Source organism: Stetteria hydrogenophila, from assembly GCF_054657575.1.
The window spans coordinates 509,425-526,127 of sequence record NZ_BAAHYL010000001.1 but is presented as its reverse complement, the minus strand read 5'-3'; the positions used below and the strand labels follow the sequence as shown (position 1 = coordinate 526,127).

Annotated in this window: 18 protein-coding genes; 8 read left to right on the top strand and 10 right to left on the bottom strand. The window is 64.1% G+C overall.

What is annotated here, in order from left to right:
- Positions 1 to 35: 35 nt before the first annotated feature.
- Positions 36 to 413 (top strand): ArsR/SmtB family transcription factor, encoded by a 378-nt coding sequence (locus ACYQ3J_RS02795; RefSeq protein ID WP_460124181.1) that lies wholly within the window; start codon positions 36 to 38, stop codon positions 411 to 413.
- On the opposite strand, the gene pyrG is transcribed toward ACYQ3J_RS02795, so the two are convergent.
- The 3 genes from pyrG to ACYQ3J_RS02780 form a co-directional block, all read right to left on the bottom strand.
- Positions 367 to 1,983, bottom strand: coding sequence for a CTP synthase (gene pyrG, locus ACYQ3J_RS02790; protein WP_460124178.1), 1,617 nt, complete (start codon positions 1,981 to 1,983; stop codon positions 367 to 369). The two genes, ACYQ3J_RS02795 and pyrG, sit on opposite strands and share 47 nt — an antisense overlap.
- Positions 1,984 to 2,119: 136 nt before the next feature.
- Entirely contained in the window at positions 2,120 to 3,382 is a 1,263-nt protein-coding gene (locus ACYQ3J_RS02785) for a Glu/Leu/Phe/Val family dehydrogenase (protein ID WP_460124175.1), read from the bottom strand.
- Between the two features lie 209 nt (positions 3,383 to 3,591).
- Positions 3,592 to 4,044 carry a hypothetical protein gene (locus tag ACYQ3J_RS02780; protein WP_460124173.1) on the bottom strand — a complete coding sequence of 151 codons (453 nt, stop codon included), beginning with the start codon at positions 4,042 to 4,044 and terminating at the stop codon, positions 3,592 to 3,594.
- Between the two features lie 324 nt (positions 4,045 to 4,368).
- Between ACYQ3J_RS02780 and ACYQ3J_RS02775 the strand changes: the two genes are divergently transcribed.
- Together ACYQ3J_RS02775 and ACYQ3J_RS02770 are read left to right on the top strand one after the other, a co-directional pair.
- Entirely contained in the window at positions 4,369 to 5,532 is a 1,164-nt protein-coding gene (locus tag ACYQ3J_RS02775) for a Clp1/GlmU family protein (RefSeq protein WP_460124170.1), read from the top strand.
- Between the two features lie 76 nt (positions 5,533 to 5,608).
- Positions 5,609 to 6,004: a cupin domain-containing protein gene (locus tag ACYQ3J_RS02770; RefSeq protein WP_460124167.1), complete on the top strand. Its 396-nt coding sequence runs from the start codon at positions 5,609 to 5,611 to the stop codon at positions 6,002 to 6,004.
- 22 nt (positions 6,005 to 6,026) lie between these two features.
- On the opposite strand, the gene ACYQ3J_RS02765 is transcribed toward ACYQ3J_RS02770, so the two are convergent.
- A complete protein-coding gene (locus tag ACYQ3J_RS02765; RefSeq protein ID WP_460124164.1) occupies positions 6,027 to 6,302 on the bottom strand; it encodes a 50S ribosomal protein L13e in 276 nt (91 codons plus the stop codon).
- 79 nt (positions 6,303 to 6,381) lie between these two features.
- On the bottom strand, positions 6,382 to 6,873 hold the full coding sequence (locus ACYQ3J_RS02760) for a phosphate-starvation-inducible PsiE family protein (protein ID WP_460124161.1): 492 nt from the start codon (positions 6,871 to 6,873) through the stop codon (positions 6,382 to 6,384).
- A gap of 92 nt (positions 6,874 to 6,965) precedes the next feature.
- Between ACYQ3J_RS02760 and ACYQ3J_RS02755 the strand changes: the two genes are divergently transcribed.
- The gene (locus ACYQ3J_RS02755; protein ID WP_460124158.1) at positions 6,966 to 7,958 is read left to right on the top strand and encodes a TIGR00269 family protein; all 993 of its coding nucleotides are present in this window, start codon (positions 6,966 to 6,968) and stop codon (positions 7,956 to 7,958) included.
- Here the strand turns inward: ACYQ3J_RS02755 and ACYQ3J_RS02750 are convergent.
- Together ACYQ3J_RS02750 and ACYQ3J_RS02745 are read right to left on the bottom strand one after the other, a co-directional pair.
- Positions 7,945 to 8,271 carry an FUN14 domain-containing protein gene (locus ACYQ3J_RS02750; RefSeq protein WP_460124155.1) on the bottom strand — a complete coding sequence of 109 codons (327 nt, stop codon included), beginning with the start codon at positions 8,269 to 8,271 and terminating at the stop codon, positions 7,945 to 7,947. The genes ACYQ3J_RS02755 and ACYQ3J_RS02750 overlap by 14 nt on opposite strands.
- A 342-nt stretch (positions 8,272 to 8,613) precedes the next feature.
- On the bottom strand, positions 8,614 to 8,904 hold the full coding sequence (locus tag ACYQ3J_RS02745; RefSeq protein WP_460124152.1) for a 30S ribosomal protein S26e: 291 nt from the start codon (positions 8,902 to 8,904) through the stop codon (positions 8,614 to 8,616).
- A gap of 100 nt (positions 8,905 to 9,004) precedes the next feature.
- Here ACYQ3J_RS02745 and pyrE point away from each other — a divergent pair, with 100 nt between their 5' ends.
- Both pyrE and ACYQ3J_RS02735 read left to right on the top strand, forming a co-directional pair.
- Complete coding sequence (gene pyrE, locus ACYQ3J_RS02740) at positions 9,005 to 9,577, top strand: orotate phosphoribosyltransferase (protein WP_460124149.1); 573 nt, start codon at positions 9,005 to 9,007, stop codon at positions 9,575 to 9,577.
- Positions 9,570 to 10,871: an amidohydrolase family protein gene (locus ACYQ3J_RS02735; RefSeq protein ID WP_460124146.1), complete on the top strand. Its 1,302-nt coding sequence runs from the start codon at positions 9,570 to 9,572 to the stop codon at positions 10,869 to 10,871. The genes pyrE and ACYQ3J_RS02735 overlap by 8 nt, the downstream gene beginning before the upstream one ends.
- 34 nt (positions 10,872 to 10,905) lie before the next feature.
- Here the strand turns inward: ACYQ3J_RS02735 and ACYQ3J_RS02730 are convergent, their stop codons facing one another.
- Both ACYQ3J_RS02730 and ACYQ3J_RS02725 read right to left on the bottom strand, forming a co-directional pair.
- On the bottom strand, positions 10,906 to 11,403 hold the full coding sequence (locus ACYQ3J_RS02730; protein WP_460124143.1) for a hypothetical protein: 498 nt from the start codon (positions 11,401 to 11,403) through the stop codon (positions 10,906 to 10,908).
- Between the two features lie 115 nt (positions 11,404 to 11,518).
- The gene (locus ACYQ3J_RS02725; protein WP_460124140.1) at positions 11,519 to 13,483 is read right to left on the bottom strand and encodes a S9 family peptidase; all 1,965 of its coding nucleotides are present in this window, start codon (positions 13,481 to 13,483) and stop codon (positions 11,519 to 11,521) included.
- 222 nt (positions 13,484 to 13,705) lie between these two features.
- Here ACYQ3J_RS02725 and ACYQ3J_RS02720 point away from each other — a divergent pair, with 222 nt between their 5' ends.
- The gene (locus ACYQ3J_RS02720) at positions 13,706 to 14,965 is read left to right on the top strand and encodes an MBL fold metallo-hydrolase (RefSeq protein WP_460124137.1); all 1,260 of its coding nucleotides are present in this window, start codon (positions 13,706 to 13,708) and stop codon (positions 14,963 to 14,965) included.
- Positions 14,966 to 15,039: 74 nt separating this feature from the next.
- Here the strand turns inward: ACYQ3J_RS02720 and ACYQ3J_RS02715 are convergent, their stop codons facing one another.
- Positions 15,040 to 15,711, bottom strand: coding sequence for a Snf7 family protein (locus tag ACYQ3J_RS02715; protein WP_460124134.1), 672 nt, complete (start codon positions 15,709 to 15,711; stop codon positions 15,040 to 15,042).
- Between the two features lie 121 nt (positions 15,712 to 15,832).
- On the opposite strand from ACYQ3J_RS02715, the gene ACYQ3J_RS02710 reads away from it, so the two are divergent.
- Positions 15,833 to 16,567: a CdvA-like protein gene (locus ACYQ3J_RS02710; protein WP_460124131.1), complete on the top strand. Its 735-nt coding sequence runs from the start codon at positions 15,833 to 15,835 to the stop codon at positions 16,565 to 16,567.
- The last annotated feature ends 136 nt before the right edge of the window (positions 16,568 to 16,703 follow it).

Below are 16,703 nucleotides of genomic sequence, written 5' to 3'. Positions count from 1 at the left end.
TTAGCTTGATGGCCGGAATTCGGGGGTGGTCTGGAATGGCAGCCGTAAATGAGGTCTCCAGGAAGGCGGAGGTCCCCAGGAAGGAGGGCATATACGAGAGGGACGGCACCCTCTACGTCATCGGGGCTAGGTACATTGCAGAAGTGGCTTCAGCGTTGGCCAATGAGACGAGGGTGAGGATGTTGGAGTTGATCGCCTCAGGCGTCAGGGAGCTTGACGAGATCGCCGAGAGGATCGGCCAGAGCAAGGCGAACGTGAGCAGCCAGATCAACAGGCTTGAGGGAGTGAAGCTGGTGAAGTCCACCTACACGCCGGGCAGGAGGGGCGTGAGGAAGATAGTGGATCTCCAGGTAAACAAGGTAGTGTTCATCCTGGCGCCGGAGCGCGAAGAGCGGACCGTAGCAGTCCAGTGAACGGCGGGCTGGGCCTCAGGGGCCTGCTCTTGTACTCCGGGTGCGGCTGGGTCGCCAGGAGGAAGGGGTGGTCCCTCCTCTTTAACTCGATGACTTCGACGAGGCCCTCGGGGCTCCAGCCCGAAACCACGAGGCCCGCCGCCTCCAGTTTTTCTATGTAGCGCTCGTTGACCTCGTACCTGTGCCTGTGCCGCTCGTAGATTACCTCAGAGTTGTAGAGGCTGTACGCGAGGGTGCCCTTGACTAGTCTAATCGGGCTGGCGCCCAGCCTCATGGTGCCGCCTAGCCTGCTGACCCTCCTCTGGCTAGGCAGCAGGTCCACGACGGGGTGCGGTGTGTTGGGGTCTATCTCGGTCGAGTTCGCCCCCTCTAGGCCGGCCACGTTCCGCGCGAACTCTACGACGGCGAGCTGCATGCCGAAGCATATGCCGAGCATGGGGATCCTGTTCTCCCTCAAGTACTGGATCGCCCTGATCTTACCCTCCGCCCCGCGCCTGCCGAAGCCGGGGAGGACTATGGCTGCGTCGATTCCTGAGAGGGCTTCCTCCACGCTCAGCCTGCCAGACTCGATGTCCGTTGACTCCACCCACTTCAGCCTGGGCTTCACGCCCAGCTGCGCGGAGGCGTGGCGTATCGCCTCGATTATGCTCATGTAGCTGTCCTTGAGCTTCGTGTACTTCCCGACCATGCCTATCGTGACCTCCCTGCTCGACCGTTTAAGCTTCTCCACGAAGCCCACCCACTCCGAGAGGTCGGGCTCCCGCGCCTCGAGCCCCAGGCCCTCGGCGACGTACTCGTGGAACCCCTGCTCCGCTAGGAGCAGGGGGACCTCGTAGATGTACTCGACGTCGTGGTCGCTGAACACCGCCCTCTCGGGCAGTGTCGAGTAGAGGGCTATCTTCCTCCTAGCCCCAGCCTCGAGGGGCCTCTCGGTCCGCACGACGATCGCGTTTGGCTGTATACCTATCCTCCTCAGCTCCTGGACGCTGTGCTGCACAGGCTTGGTCTTCTGCTCCCCCGTAGCTGATAGCGTGGGGGCGAGGGCGACGTGGATGAAGAAGGCTCCCTGGGGGCCCTCCTCGAGCCTCATCTGCCTAGCCGCCTCGAGGAAGGGGAGCCCCTCGATGTCCCCGACGGTGCCACCTATCTCAACGACAAGGATGTCGACGCCGGTCCGCCTGGCTAGGGAGCGTATACGGCTCTTGATCTCATCCGTCACGTGGGGGATTATCTGAACCGTCTGCCCGAGGTACTCACCCCTCCTCTCCTTCTCGATAACGGAGTAGTACACCTTCCCCGTCGTCAAGTTGTGGTCCTTCGTCAAGTTCACGTCTAGGAACCTCTCGTAGTGGCCCAGATCGAGGTCCGTCTCCCCGCCATCCTCAGTTACGAAGACCTCCCCGTGCATAAAGGGGTTCATGGTGCCGGCATCGACGTTGATGTAAGGGTCTATCTTCATGATGCCGACGCTGTAGCCCATAGCCTTCAGCAGGAGGCCCGTGCTAGCCGAGACTATCCCCTTCCCGACGCTGGAGAGGACGCCCCCCGTGACAAAGATGTACCTAGCCACTCCTCAGCCCTGATGCCCCCTTGAGGCCCCCTGGGCCTTAAAGCCGGACCCGGGGGCGCCCTGGCTTGCCAGAGTTGAAGGCCGGGGAGAAAGGGGGGATAGGGCCTACTCCGGTTGGAAGGGGCTTGGCGGTGCTTTAGAGCCAGCCTCTCAGCTTCATTGCCCTGACGACCCTGTCGACTGCTATGGCGTACGCCGCCGCCCTCAAGTTGTACTTGCTCGTGTCCAGCTTGCTCTGCCAGTAGTCCCACACGGCGTTGAGATTGTTCACCATCTTCTCCTCGAGCCTCTTCAGCGCCTCCTCCTCGGTGATCCAGCCTCCCATCCTGTTGTTGACCCACTCGATGTGGCTCACTATCACTCCGCCGGCGTTGGCCAGGATGTCTGGAGCTATCACCACGCCCTTCTTGGTGAGCACCTCCTCGGCCTCGGGGGTGGTGGGTCCGTTGGCCGCCTCGATTATCGCCTTCGCCTTGACCCTGTCAACGTTCGCCTCCGTTATCACGTTCTCGATCGCTGCGGGCACCAGGATGTCGACGTCGAGCTCGAGGAGCTCCTCGTTAGTTATCCTCCTCTCGGCACTCTTGCAGTTGACGACGCTGCCCGTCTCGTCCTTGACCTTCTTGACCGCCTCCACGTCGAGGCCCTTGCTGCTATACACGCCTCCCTTGCTGTCGCTAACCGCGACCACCCTCGCACCCATCTCGGCCAAGAACTTGGCGGCGTAGTAGCCGGCGTTGCCGTAGCCCTGGACTGCGACGGTTCTACCCTCTATGCCGCCGAAGAGCTTCTTAGCCACCTCCCTGGCGACCACGGCTGTCCCGTAGCCCGTGCTTATCACCCTAGTCTGCAGGCCGCCGAGCTCGAGCGGCTTCCCAGTCACCACGCCGAAGTACTGGCCCCTCTTGATCCTGGAGTACTCGTCGAAGTACCAGGCCATGGTCTGCGGGTTCGTGTAAACGTCCGGAGCCGGGATGTCCTGGTCGACCCCGACTATGTCGCTAATCATCTCGAAGTACTTCCTGCTCAGCCTCTCCAGCTCGCCCGCGCTCAGCTTCCTCGGGTCAACCCTCACGCCGCCCTTACCGCCGCCGTAGGGGAGGCCCGCGAGGCTGTTCTTCCAAGTCATCCACATGCTCAGGGCGATAACCTCGTTCTTATGCGTCTCCGGGTGGTACCTCACGCCGCCCTTGTAGGGCCCCAAGGCGTTGTTGTGCTGGCTCCTCCACCCAATGAACACCTTCACACTCCCATCGTCCATCCTCACCGGAATCTTGACCTCGAGAACCCGGTCCGGCACTGAGAGGACCTCGTAGACCTCATCGCTCAAGCCGAGGAGTTCAACGGTCTGGCGGAGCTGCCTCTTAGCCTCCTCATAAGGATCGTGGACCGCGGCCACGACTCAACACCGAGCCCCCTACACGCCTAGCCTCCGAAAATAAAAGTTTACCGGAAACATTACTCCTAATAAAAGATTAGAAATAATAAAGTAGAGGGATTGTAGGGACACTCCCTTATAGAATAACGGGGAATTCAACAGGAAACCAGAGGCCAGCCCCGGGGCTGGCCCGGGAGGTTAAGCCATACCCCCTCCTCAAGGCTAAGCCGTTACGTGGGGCAGGTCGGAGTGATTTTTAATGTTTTAGAGCCTGTGTGTGAGAATATCTTGTAGTCGACCCTGTACTTCACCTCCACGATGATGTAGGATACTCTCTCCATGGGTATCTCCCTAATCTCTAAAGGGTTCACAGGCTTCCTGACCGCAAGCCCTCCCAGTATTGGTTCACCGTGGAAGTCGAGGAAGTACAGCCCCTGCAGGCTACCGTTAGCGTCGTAGAAGTTCAGTATCACGTAGTATACCTCAATGGGCACGGGGAGCTCGTTCCTAACAAGCACGGTTATATTGTAGGGGCCGCACTGGTACACCGAGATCCATATGTGCCTCGGCGTTACGTAGTAGACCACGAACGCTATACCCGCGAGTACTATCAGGACAAACAGTATCGGCGTCAAGACTATTAGCAGCGTGTAAGTCCTCCTTCTCCTTCTAGGCACCATCATTCCGCTCAGGCACCCTGCAGCGGCTGCCGCAGGTATCTTCTATATCCATAAATACCTTTAATTACGTTGAATATAAAATAACTCCAGGTAGGGCTGCCCGCGAGCCCGCTTACCGCCTAATCCTGTAGTGTCGCAGTTTACAAGCCTACACGGGGCTGGTGAAGGCCTCGGTAACACAGGCCCTCTTCATCGGAGGGCTCTGTAACCTGGCGTGTCCTCACTGGCCCCAGGCGTGTAAGGTGTGCCCCGGGGCGGGTTCAAATTAGGTAGGCTTCGCCCTGGCCCCTCCTCGGGGCCGCCGTCCCCCGGGAGGGTTTAGCCGTCATGGCTAGGGTTAGCGGGGTCTTCACAGTCAACGGGCCTGCACGAGTGAGGATCGAGGGGGGCATGGCGGAGGTTCTGGGCTACGAGATGCACTCCGGGGAGATCATTGTACCGCTGGGTAGGAGGATCCCTCTGAGGGCGTTGGAGGCTGAGCTTGAGGTGACCCCCTCACCTGATAGGCTCTCCCCCGGCGACCCCAGGCTCTACGAGGAGCTGGCCCGCACCGCCAGGGAGCTGGCCGGCATGGAGCCTCCGGTGCTGCTGGTTGGCCCCAGCGATGTGGGGAAGAGCACCCTCGCGGCTATGACAGCTGTCATGGCTGGCAGGGGCTCGAGCCTGCTGACGGTTGACGTGGGGCAGAACGAGGTTTACGCCCCCGGCTTCGAGGCGCTCGCTGTGGTGGAGCCGCCCTTCATACCCGGCTGGGTGAGGGGCTCGGAGCCGCTCCGGTGCTTCGTGGGCTCGTTCACACCGTCGAGGAGGCTCTCCAGCTACCTCGGCTGCGCCGCGAGGCTCACCCGGGAGAGTAAGGGCTTCCTGGTCGTGGACACCGACGGCTGGCTTGCGCCGTGGGAGGGCCTCTACTCGAAGGCCGCCCTGGCCCTCGCCGTCGGCGCCGCCACTGTGGTGCACCTGGGGCTTGAGGAGCCCCTCTCGAGGGCCCTGGAGTCCCTCCTCCCGGGGGCTAGGCACGTCAAGGTGAAGCGCGCCCTCGCGCCGGCCGGTAAGTCGAGGGAGGAGAGGCGTGCCCACAGGGAGAGGCTGATCACCGCCAGGCTCCTGGCCTCGAAGTCCAGGAGTGTGAGGCTCGAGCAGACCCCTGTAGTGGGCCTCCCCCTGGGCTTCGGCAGGCGGCTCGGCAGGGAGGAGCTGGAGTCCCTGGGGCTCGACCCCAGGCTCGTCGAGTGGGCCGAAGTGACTGGAGGCGGCGAGGTAGTAGTGGTGGCCAGGAGGAGCGTCGGGGCCGGGTTGAGGGTGAAGACCCTGAGGCCCGGCTTCGAGGAGGGCCTAATAGCGGCTGCCTACGAGCCAGGGGGGAAGGCTCACCTGGCAGTCGTGGAGAAGCTGAAGTACAGGACTGGAACGTTAACCTTCCTGACGGAGTACGAGGGCCCAGTGGCCCTCGTCGAGGTCGGGGAAGCCAGGGTGGCGTTGCTGAAGTGAAAGAGGCAAGGCAGCCCCGGGGAGGACGCCCAGCGCTTTTAAACGAGCCCCCACTGGCTCTCGGGGGGTGCTCGGGTTGAGCGGCGAGGGATCCTGCGGCAAGGTGGTCAGGTACAGCGACGTCGAGGCCCAGCCCCTCCCCGAGGACATGGCGACTGGAGCGTTCGTCAGGTGGCTTATAGCCGAGAGGGACGGGGCCAGGAACTTCTACATGAGACTCTTCGAGGTGAAGCCCGGGGGGCACATCAAGGCTCACTACCACCCCTGGGAGCACGAGATATTCGTGCTCGAGGGCGGCGGGGAAGTGAGGATAGGCGGTCGTTGGCACAGGGTAGAGGCCGGACACGCCATATTCATACCTCCGAACGTGGAGCACGAGTACAAGGCGAGCGAGTCGGGGCTGAAGTTCATCTGCGTGATACCGGCCCGGCCCACCGCCGAAGAGGCGGGCCAGCCGGTGAGGTGCGACTAGGCCCCGGCCGCCTGGAGGGGGTTTAGATCTTAACCCCCGCCTTCCTCAGTTTCTCGAGGAACTCCTGGAGCGCCTTGACGTTCCACTCGTGGACGCTCTTCCTCCTCTTGTCTACGTAGAGGCCGAGCTTCATAGCCTGCTTCGGTGTGAGGCCGACGGCTTCGAGCTCGCCGAGGCTGAAGCCCCTGCCCTCGCGGAGCCCAGGCTCGATGGGGCCCTGCTTGACGAGCCTAGGCTTCTTCACCAAAGCCTTTGGGGGCTCCACGCCCGGCGGGAGCTGGATCCTAGCCCTCGCCATGACTCCTCCCCCAGGGGCTTCCGGGTCCACGGTTTGGGGTGCTTTTTGCTTTTGGCACCCCAGGCCCGGTTGTAGTGTTTTACTCTCTGCCCTCGTGCTTAGCCTTCTCTCCCTCCCCCCGGTGGAGCCTCACAATTACATGGCCGTATCCGTGCCTCTCGCTGAAGCCTATCGCGATCCATGCAGCCGTGGCCACCGCGAAGACTAGCGTGAGCGTTAGTAGCAGGCTGATTGAGGGGTGCCTGATCTCCACGGCTATGAACTCCCTGAGCACAGCTAGAATCGCCGCCTCGATGGTTGTCCTGATCGGGATGAGCTGCTCGACGATGGCGGTTATGAGCGTCCTGGTAAGGTCGATGGCTAGTATTACGAGGAGCACGTTGTCGATGATGCTTAGGAACACCTCCTTATCGAACCCCTTGGCCAGGAGTAGCTCCTTGAGGTTCACGGCTATTTTCGCGGTAGCTACTATCACCCCAGCCGCTAGGACGAGCGCCACTATGACCTCGAGCGTTGCCATGAAGTATCTGACGAGGCGCTCCATGCTCAACCCGTTATCGCCGCCCGTCAAGGCGTGCACCCTATCCGGGCCCCTGGCGGATGGCGGGCCTGAGAGTAAATTTGGGTTTGACGCGCAGCCCCTTGCCAGCACAGGTATGAGTCATGGTGTTGTGCGACGTCTGCAAGTCTAGGCCTGCAGTTGTGTACCAGGCCCACACGGGTATGAGGCTGTGCAGGGAGTGCTTCCTCAGGGACGTCGTTGAGAGGGTTAGGGCTGAGATCAAGCGGTGGGGGATGATCGAGCCCAGGGACAGGCTCATGCTGGCCCTGAGCGGGGGCAAGGATAGCTTCGTCCTGCTCGACGTCCTGTCCCAGATCCACAACCCCTCGAGGATGATGGTGGTCTCGATCGTGGAGGGGATCCCCGGCTACAACCGGCGGGAGGACATCGAGAAGATTGTGAGGTACGCCAGGGAGAGGGGCGTCGACGTCGTGGTGCTGACGAGCATAAGGGAGTACACGGGCCTCGACCTGAGCGAGATCGTCAGCATGGCGTGGAGGAGGGGGGTGAAGGAGTCCCCCTGCACATACGACGGCCTCCTGAGGAGGAGGATAATCAACTTCTACGCCAGGGTGTACGGGGCGGATAAGGCGGTCACCGCCCACAACGTGGACGACGAGGCTCAGACGGCTGTGGTTAACATCCTCCGCGGGGACTGGGTCGGCCTGCTCAGGCAGCACCCCCTAGCCCCCCCGGCTTCGAGGAGGCTCGTCCCCAGGGTCAAGCCCCTGAGGAAGATCTACGAGTGGGAGACTGCCACGTACGCCATGCTCAGGGGGTTCAAGTTCCAGGAGACGGAGTGCATGTACATCTACCTAGCCCCCACCCTCCGGGCGAGGGTGAGGGAGGCGCTGTACAGGCTCGAGCAGGAGAGGCCCGGGAGCCTGCTGAGGCTCGTGAACACTCTCGACGAGCTGCTGGAGGGCCAGGCCAGGTCGCTGAGCGTGGAAGAGCTGCCGGAGTGCGAGAGGTGCGGGGAGCCGACTAGCCCCGCGAGGAGGGTGTGCAAGCTCTGCGAGCTCCTCGAGCGCGCGGGGATGGTGTCGCCCAGCTACCAGGTCCCCTACAGGTGGGGGAGGGCTAGCCTGCCTTGAAGCCCAGGGCGAACCCGGCTAGGAACGCCCCGGCGAAGGGGAGGTTCGCTATTATGTGGCTCTTCACGCCGGCCGCCGCCGAGGCGCCCCCGGTGAGGGCGCGCTCGATGCTGTTGGCTAGCGCGGTGTAGTTCACGCTAACCCAGCCCTTATACTCTAGAGCTAGGAGCCCGATCACGAACACTCCAACGACTAGGAGGACCAGCTTGAGCAGCTTCTTGAAGGCGTAGCCGGCGGCGAAGCCCAGGATACCGCCCCCTCCAAGCTGGAAGAGGATGGTGGTCCACACGTCAGACTGCGCAGCGTCAGCCATAGCCCCGAGGCACCTCCACATATAACTGGGTATACCCCCCGGGCTCTTAATAGTAACGCAGGCAATAGGCTATCAGCGAAGAGGGCCTAGCGCCCTCCCCGGGCTCGACGGCCTTCAAGGACCCGGGCACTGGGATCCCGAGCCGGCCGGCGGCGCGTCCGAAGCGTGACTCCTCAACGCGGGGGAGCCTCTAGCGCGCTGGGAGGCTTGGCTTCGCCTGACAGGCTCGATAGTGGAGGCGGTGCGCCCCGCTAAACCCGCCTTATAAATAAAAGGATGCGGCTCCATGAGCGCGGGCCGAGAGCGGCCCTGCTGTTCTCGAGGTGTTTGGGGGTTTCAGGGTTAGATTTCAATAGTTGGCCTCGACTTCCTCTCCTCTCTTGACCTGATCTTGATTAGGCCGTAGTGTATGGCGCAGTTGATGCAGTAGCACTTGGTGACGGGGTACCTCATTATTATGGCGCCCTTCTTCTCGAGCTCCCTGGCGAGCTGCGGGTCTACGGGGCTCTGCATCCTGGTGACGCATACAGCCTTGTCCTCAGGCACTAGCCTGCCGCAGTTGTCGCACTGGATCATCCTAACGCTGCCTTTCGAGCCCTTCCTCCTCCCCCTGTTCGTCCTCTTCTTTGGCACCTATCACACCCGCTAGTTGCTGGGGCGGTGGAGGATATTAAATGGATGGTGTGGCCTTTAATCCAGGCTGCGTGGCGGCCTCTCTTCGAGGGCTGCCATCTTGGGTAGAGCGTTGGACTCGATCCGGAGGACGGCCGCTGGGATCCTCGTCGAGTCCGGGGCTTTCATGGTCGGCGAGTTCAGGCTGGCGAGTGGCAGGGTTTCGAGGTACTACGTTGACGTTAGGCGCGTGTGGGGGGATCCCTTGGGGGCTGCTAGGCTCGTTAACCTAGCCCTGGCCCTCGTCAGGGTCGCCGGGCTCGGGTTCGACGTCGTGGCTGGAGTGGCGACTGGGGGGATCCCGTTCGCCTCGATGCTAGCCCTCGAGCTGGAGGCTCCACTCGCCTACGTGAGGGTGGAGAGGAAGGACCACGGCCTCGGCAGGATGGTGGAGGGGGCCAGCGTCGAGGGCTCCACGGTGCTGGTGGTCGACGACGTGGCAACCACTGGGGGGAGCATTGGGAGGGCGGTAGAGGCCGTCAGGGCCCAGGGGGGCGTCGTGAGGGACGCCCTCGTAGTTGTCGACAGGGGCGAGGGGGCTAGGGAGAGGCTTGAAGGCTTGAACGTCAGGCTATGGAGCCTGACGACTCTCAGGGACATACTGGAGTACGCGGGGGTGGAGGAGGGTGCTTGACCGCGTGGAGCTGGTGGTGGAGGGGAGGCTCCTGGACGGGAGGGAGGCCAGGATCTTCCTGGGCGGGGGAGTGGTGCTCGCCGTCAGGGGCCCCGCGGCCCCCGTTGGCGGCGCGAGGGTCTACCGGGCGCCCCCGGGGACGGTGGTGGGCCCGGCGTTCGTCGACATACACGTCCACCTCAGGGGGCTCGAGCTCTCCTTCAAGGAGGACGAGCGCAGCGGGACCGCTGCCGCTGCAGCCGGGGGTGTCGCCGCGGTCGTCGACATGCCCAACACTAGGCCTCCCCTCAGGGATCCCGGGAGCCTCGGGTTGAAGGCCGAGAGCCTGGCTAGGCTCTCGCTCGTGGACTACGCCGTCTGGGCCGGGATCCCCCGGGACCCCGGCCACGCCCCGGCGATGGCGGGGCACCCCCTCGTCCTCGGGTTCAAGGCTTACCCAGAGGACTACGACTCCCCGGGGCTGGCCGCGGCTGCGGCTGAGGCTTCACGGCTGGGCAAGGCGCTGATAGTCCACCCCGAGGATCCCGGGTTGATCGGGGAGTGCAGCCTAGGCAGGAGGGGCTCCGAGTGCAGGCCCCCCGAGGCTGAGGTGGAGGCTGTCCACAGGATAGCGTCGCTGGCCCCGCCCGGCTTGAGGGTGCACGTGACCCACGCCACCACCCCCGCGACTCTGGAGGCGGCTGCGAGCTACGGGTTCACCAGCGACGTCACCCCCCACCACTTAACCTTCACCTCAAGGGACGAGGCCAGGGGGTGCCTCTTCAAGGTGAACCCCCCGCTCAGGCCCCCAGAGGTGGTGGAGGGCCTGGTGAAAGCCGTCTCCACGGGGCTGGCTGACGCCGTGGCGAGCGACCACGCCCCCCACACGCCCGGGGAGAAGTCCGGGGCGCCCGAGGAGTGCCCGCCCGGGATCCCGGGGCTGGAGTACGCGGCCAGGGTGCTCCTCACCCTCGCCAGCAGGGGGGTGCTGAGCCTAGCCTCGGCGTGGCGCCTCTACTCCGCCAGGCCCGCGCTCGCCGCGGGCCTCCGCGGCTACGGCTGCCTCGCGCCCGGGTGCAGGGCGGCCGTGGCGGTCGTGGACCCGTCGAGGGAGGGCGTGATCGGGCGGACCACGAGGGACTACAGCAAGGCGGGCCCCGGCGCCTGGGAGGGCTACAGGTACAGGGGCGAGCCGGTGGCGCTCATCCTGGGCGGCAGCGTGGTCATGGAGGACGGCGAGGTGCACGAGGACGCCGCGGCACGGGAGGCGCGCCCCGCGACCGCCCTAACACTCGGCCGGCAGGCGGAGGCCTAGCCCCCCGGGGCCCTGCTCGGGGGCCTTGCGGGGGTTAGAGGTCGACTAGCCCCCTGAGGGCTAGGTACTTGTTGAACGCCGCGTTCAGCGTTACCGCCACCGCGGCCGCCGCCGTGAGGGGTGGGAGGCTCGCCGGTTCAACGCTCCACCCGGCGCAGGAGGCCAGCGCCTCGACCTCACCCGGCGCCTCGGAGGCGTGGAGGCCGGCTAGCGTCTTGAAGGCCCACTCAGCCGCCGCCTCCAGGGCGTCGGCTCCCAGGCACTTAACCAGCTCGAGGGCGTCGGGGGCGGATTCTCCGGCCACCCTGGCAGCCTGCTCGGTCCACCTGCCGAGGCCCGCGATGGCGGTTAGCTCCCCGAGGGCCTCCCAGGCTACTAGGACCAGCTCGTCCGCCACCCTGCCGCCCACCACGGCGGCGACACCGGTGAAGCCCGCGACCACGCTCGCAAGCTCCTCCACGTCCTGGGGGCTCGCCTGCGCGGCTTGGAGGCCTAGAGTCGCCTCTACGTCGCCCCTAATAGCCTCGGACAAAGCGTGCAGTCACCCGGGTGGTAATCTAGCCCGGGGCGTGGCATTAAAGGGGCGCACGCGTCGTAGCGCGGGCGAAAAACCCTTTACGGGAACCTCTTGTGAACAGCGCCAGGCTTCACGCCACCCCCTCGCCGCTCCCAGCCGCCTTGCCGAGGTGCTCCCTGAACCAGTCGATGATCAGCTTCAGCCTCGCTATCCTGCTCTTCGGCCTCCCGCTCCTGCTGAGGTCGTGGTTCTCGCCCGGGAAGAGCGCTAGCTTCACCTTGACCCCGAGCTCCTTGAGGGCGACGAACATCTGCGTGGCCTGGTCCACGTAGCACCTGTAGTCCTCTAGGCTGTGTATTATGAGCAGGGGCGTCCTGGCGTTCTCCACGTACTTGAGGGGGCTCTTGTCCCAGTAGGTCTCGAGGGCCCTCCACACCGGCTCCCCCCTAGCGATCTGGTCCTTGTTGAAGTACCAGCCTATGTCGGTGGTGCCGTACTTGCTCACCCAGTTGCTGCAGCTCCTCTGCGTCACCGCCGCCTTGAAGCGGTTGGTGTGAGTGACTATCCAGTTCGTCATGAAGCCCCCGTAGCTCCCGCCCGTGACCCCGGCCCTCTCGGGGTCGAGGCCCTCGTGCAGCCTGGTTATCTGCTCGGCGACCTCCATGAGGTCCTTGTAGTCGCGCTCCCCGTACCTCCCCCTGATGTCGGCGAACTCCTCGGTGTACCCGTCGCTGCCGCGGGGGTTGGAGTAGACCACCGCGAACCCGGCCCCCGCGAGGGCGTGGAACTCGTGGATGAATCCGCAGCCGTACATCGTCTTGGGGCCGCCGTGGATGTAGAGCACCCAGGGCCTCGGCTCCTCGCCCCCGGGGTCGAGGACCCAGACGTCTATGAGCGCCCCGTCGCTCGCCTCCACCGCGTACTTCCTCGGCTCGACGAGCCTCCGGGTCTCGATCCAGCGGTCGTTGTGGCCGGTGAGCCTCCTCGCCTCCCCGCCGTCGAGGAGGTAGACCTCCTTCGGCCTCGTGGGGGTCATGAACGTGTAGGCCACCCGGCCCCCGGCGACGCTGTACTCATCCACCACCCCGCAGGAGGGGGCTATGAGGGGCTCCGGCTCGGAGCCGGGCTTCACTCTGTACAGGTGCACCGAGCCAGCGTCCGAGACTAGGAAGTATATCCACCCGTCGTCCCCCCACTGCACGGTCCTGGAGCACGACGGCCCCCTCACGTCGCTGTTAACCGTGTTCATCACGTCCCTCTCGAGGCTGCAGGTTAGGCACTCGGGGTCCCCGCCGGGGTCTAGCTTGTAGACCTGGAAGTGGGCGGCGAAGCCCCGCCTGGAGACGTCCCTGGCATGGAGGGCGAGCGAGCCGCCGTCGGGGCTCCAGGCGAGGCCAGCCACGCTGAAGCCCCTGTGCACCACATCCTCCCCGCCGTCGCGCTCCCTCAAAACCACCTCGTGAAGGAAGGGCTTGAGCTCGTCGTAGGTCCTTGCGTATGCAACCCTGCCGTCCGGGGAGACCGCGTAGGCCACGACGTTGAAGTCCCCCCGGGCGACCTCCTCCACTATACCAGACCGCACGTCGGCCCTGTAGAGCCCCAGCCTCCTGTCGAACACGAAGCCCTCCCCGTTGAACCAGATGGGCAGGGATTCAACGACGAGAACCTCCCTCTCAGAGTAGTCCTTCCACTCCGCCTCCCCGCCCCTCAGCGGCGCCATCCGGGTGAAGTAGATCCACCTACCGTCCGGGGACCACTCTATGCTCCTGAAGCCGAACCTCGACTCCGCAACCCTCCACGCCCCGCCATCCCTGCCGGCGACGTAGAGCCCGCTCTTGCCCCCCTTCTCCTGGGGCCTCCTGACGAAGGCCAGGAGCCTGCCGTCCGGGGACCACTTGGGGCAAACATCCCCCGGGCCGCTGGTCAGCGGCCTAAACCCCTCGGGGCCGGCGAGCCACGTGGCGCTCTCGTACCTGTTAGCGTCGCGGTTGAGCCTCGTCACGGTATAGGCGACCAGCCCGTCCCTCGAGATTGAGGGGCTCGAGACCAGGACTAGCTCCAGCAGGTCCTCGGGAGCCACGCTTCTCCCGGGCAAGGGAGGCACCGGGCCCAGGCAAGCCCCCTGGGCTACTCAAATGCTTTCGCGTGAAGCCGCCCCGGCTCTGGGGCCCCACGGCTTGGCGCTCTTCACTTCTTAAGCCCCGGGGGCGGGCCCGCGGCCCGGTTGATGGAGGGTTAAGAGGCTTGGATGGCTGCCGCTCCTTCCTCCGGGATTCAGTCGGTAGAGTGCTAGAAGCTTAGGTGAGGGTGTAAAGGGTTGCCCGCGGTCAAGGTGCTAGGTAGCGGGAGAGAGGTGGGCAGGGCAGGGATCCTGGTGGAGAGCGGGGGTAGGGGTATCCTTCTAGACTACGGCGTGAGCTTCGACGAGATGGATAGGCCGCTCTTCCCGGGCCACGTGAGGCCTAGGGACCTCGACGGGGTCGTGCTGACTCACAGCCACCTCGACCACGTCGGTGCGGCTCCAGCGCTGTTCATTAGCGTATCCCCCAAGCTCCTCGCCACCCCGCTGACGCTCGACGTCTCGAGGCTGATGCTCTACGACCTGATCAAGCTGAACGGCCCATTCCTCCCCTTCGACGAGCAGACGGTTGACGACATGCTCAGCGTCGCGGAGGCGGTTGGCTACGGCGAGGAGGTGGAGGCGGGCCAGTTTACGGTGAAGCTGCTCTACAACGGCCACATACCCGGGAGCGCCGCCGCGCTTGTCGAGGTCGACGGGAGGAGGATCCTCTACACGAGCGACTTCAACAACATTGAAACCAAGCTGATGGAGCCCGCCAAGCTGAAGGGCGTGAAAACCGACGTCGTCATCGCCGAGTCAACCTACGGAGACACGAACCACCCGCCGCGCAGGGAGACGGAGGAGAGGTTCTACAAGGCAGTGCGCGAAGTGGTGGAGGCCGGGGGCTCCGTCCTCGTGCCAGCCTTCAGCGTCAGCAGGGGCCAGGAGATAATGGCCCTCCTAGCCGAGAAGGGGTTCGAGTACCCCGTCTGGTACGACGGCATGGTTAGGCAGGTTGCCGACCTCTACGCCGCACACCCGAGCTACGTCAAGGACGCCGACCTCCTAAGGAAGGCGCTGAGCGAGTACAGGATGGTCAACGGGTGGAGCGACAGGAAGAAAGCGCTGAAGGAGCCGGGCGTCATAATAGCCAGCTCGGGCACGCTAAAGGGAGGGCCCAGCCTGTACTACTTCAAGAGGATGGCCTCAGACCCGAAGAACGCCGTGTTCCTAGTCAGCTTCCAGCCCCCCGGCACCCAGGGCAGGACACTGCTCGAGGAGGGAGTAATCCAGGAGTCCCAGCAGCCCGTCAAGGCTCGCGTGGAGTGGTTCGACTTCTCAAGCCACACCGACCAGAGCGGCGTGCTGGAAGTGCTCAAGGGGCTAAACGGCGTGGAGAAAGTGATCCTGGTCCACGGGGAGTACGACGCGCAACTCGCCCTAGCCGACAGGATCAAGGAGGAGCTGGACGTGGAGGTAGAGATCCCCGAAAACGGAGCAACGGTGGAAGTGTGACGTGAATAAACCGCCCCAGCGCCCCCGGGAAGGGCCGGGCGGCCCCATGCCCCGGGGGGTACCTGGCGGGGGTGCTACTTCCCGTCCTCGACGCTGGCCTTCTGGCCCTCGATGCTGCTCGGGGCGTGCAGCGCGGGGAGCTCGGGGAACTGCTGCTTGAGCCTCTGCTCCGCGACGGCACTCGCCTCCTTGAGTATCTTGGCTGCCTCCTCGCTTACGTACTCCGAGTTGAGGTTTATCGGCACCGTGGTGGTCATCTGCATCAGCGCCATGTTCAGGCCCTCCTCGACCTCCACTAGCTCGGTGAAGACGTCTGGCATCATGCCCTTCAGGTAGCCGGTGACCTGCTTGAGCGCCACTACCGCGGGGGCCAGCTGTGCGTGTGTCTCGCCGACCACGAGGGCGGTCTCCAGGCGGAGCTTGACCCTCTCGAGGGCGTACTTTATGGTGAGCAGCAGCTTGGCCATCCTCCTAACCTCGGCGACCTCGTTGGCGTACATCCCGGCCCTGGTCTTGTCACCCTGCATAAGCGCGGAAACCGTCTTCTCGAATAGCTGGTGGTCGTAGCTCTGCAGCTTCTGCAGGTTGAAGTCCAGCTTGTTCACCTGCGCGCTTATCCTGTATATTGCCTGTATTATCTGCTGCTTTATGGGGGCCGGGGGTGAGATTATGTTCGCAACCTTGTCCTTAACCGTCTCCCTGCGGCTGGGGCCGCTCCACCTCTTGGGCCAGTCAGTCAGCCCCATGCTTCACACCGCTGGGTGGATAAGCATTCGTAAAACTTTTAGGGGGGAAACTGGGTGGCAAGGGGGTCTCCCCCCCTTAACCCCCGGGTCCCGGTTAGATGCACTACCGGGGTGTGCGTTTGTGCCCCTGAAAGTTGAGGACATTGCAAGGCTGGCGGGGAAGCACGCGTTTGACGAGTACGATAGGAACCTCGGCGTGCTGGTTAGCTTCTACAGCGACGTTGACGGGAACGTCGAGGCGGTTGAGATTAAGGTAGCCGACAAGGGGGTCGAGCACGTCGCAGCGGATAGGGTCAAGATAACGGATGGAAAGCTCGTGGTAACCCCCATCTGGAAGTACGACGCCGTGAAGGTCATAGAGGCGCTGGACAGGGCCTACAGGAGAAGGAGGGCCCTGGAGACTCTAAGCCAGCAGGGCGACCTGCCCGGCGACGTCATAAAGCCTATGAGGCTGAAGCTCGAGAGCCAGATCAAGGAGCTCAGGAGGAGGGCCGAGGAGGTCAAGAGGGAGGTTCAGAGGAGGATCTCCGAGATAGATGACGAGCTCCTCCGCGTCGCCAGGGCCATAGCGAACCTGCAGATGCTGTACTTCAGCAACGAGATTGAGGACAAGGGGTACACGCAGGCGATAGACCAGCTGAGGAAGCTCAGGGAGAGCCTCTCAGCCGAGAAGGCCGACGCCAAGAAGGTGCTGGAGAAACTGGAGAAGACCATGGAGGCGGCCACTGTGCAGGCGCCCGCCGCGAAGCACGTCCCCGCCCACACGCCGGCGACTACACCCCCGTCCACCAGCACCTCGGCTCACGGCGTGAAGGCGCCCGGCGCCGACAAGGTGATAGTGAAGGTGGAGGACTAACCCCCTCTCCTCCCATCCTTGGGCCGGCTTTTAATTGAGCCTCCGCCTAGGGACGCGCCGGCTCCTGCGGCTCCTGCACCTGGGGCCTCTCCCCCGGGGGCCCGGGGTGTCTTAGGGTTAACCCTTTCCCCGTCTC